The organism is Oleiphilus sp. HI0061 (assembly GCF_001635675.1).
The window spans coordinates 1-959 of the sequence record NZ_LWFE01000596.1 but is presented as its reverse complement, the minus strand read 5'-3'; the positions used below and the strand labels follow the sequence as shown (position 1 = coordinate 959).

The window sequence follows — 959 nt, the reverse complement described above, 5'->3', positions numbered from 1 at the left end:
TCAAGCATCGGTTTTCACTTTTGCGCGTCGCGAGCTATCTGCTTATGGGTTGGTTGGTGATTCTAAGTGCTGAGGATTTGCTCGCATCAGTACCGGAAGGAGGAGTGTTTTTACTCGCTTTGGGCGGAATAATCTATACTCTTGGTGTTGTCTTCTATTTGGTCGAACGAATTCCCTATAACCATGCAATCTGGCATCTGTTTGTACTGGGGGGCAGTATTTGTCATTTCTTCAGTGTTTATTACTACGTTTTGCCACCTCAGGTCGCTGTATAATTAAACTTCGGGCTGGTCAGAGATAACTTTTATTAGACTGTCTTCACGGTTTTGTTGCTGCCATTGATCAAAGTAGATTAAGTCCTCCAATGGCAGACGTTCTCGCCACCCCTTGCTTTCGAGTTCGGGCTTCACTTTAAATTCAGAGACATAGCCCATACATAGGTAGGCGACAGGTACGACATGTTCGGGAATGCCTAAAATTGCTTTTACTCTGTCCTGATCAAAGATACTAACCCAGCCAATACCTACATTCTCAGCGCGTGCTGCCAGCCATAAGTTCTGAACGGCACAGACGGTGCTGTTTAAGTCCATGCTTTTTATATGTGTGCGGCCTAGCACAACAGGGCCGCCGCGTTGACGGTCACAGGTGACGACAAGGTTAAGCGGTGAGTCTAAAATTCCTTCGAGCTTCAGAGACTGATACAGGGGCTTCTTGTTGTCCGGAAACATTTCCATGGCTTCGTTATTGGCATCAGTAAAAGCCTCTTGTACTTGTTGTCGAACTGTTTTTGAGCGAACTAACATAAAGTTCCAGGGCTGCATAAAGCCAACCGAGGGCGCATGATGTGCGGCTTTCAATATGCGGGCCAAGACCTCATCCGGAATCGGGTCGGGCTTGAATTCTCCTCTGACATCACGTCGATTAAAAATGGTTTTATAGAGCGCTTCGCGTTCATCGTG

At 46.7% G+C, this 959-nt stretch carries 2 protein-coding genes; one reads left to right on the top strand and one right to left on the bottom strand.

Features of this window, described 5'->3' with window-relative positions:
* Window positions 1–275, top strand: a 275-nt coding sequence (locus A3735_RS07745) for a hemolysin III family protein (protein WP_197485746.1), incomplete at its 5' end; no start/stop codon positions are given.
* Here A3735_RS07745 and bluB read toward each other — a convergent pair.
* Window positions 276–959: 5,6-dimethylbenzimidazole synthase (gene bluB / locus A3735_RS07740; protein ID WP_068637867.1), on the bottom strand; the 684-nt coding region annotated here is incomplete at its 5' end.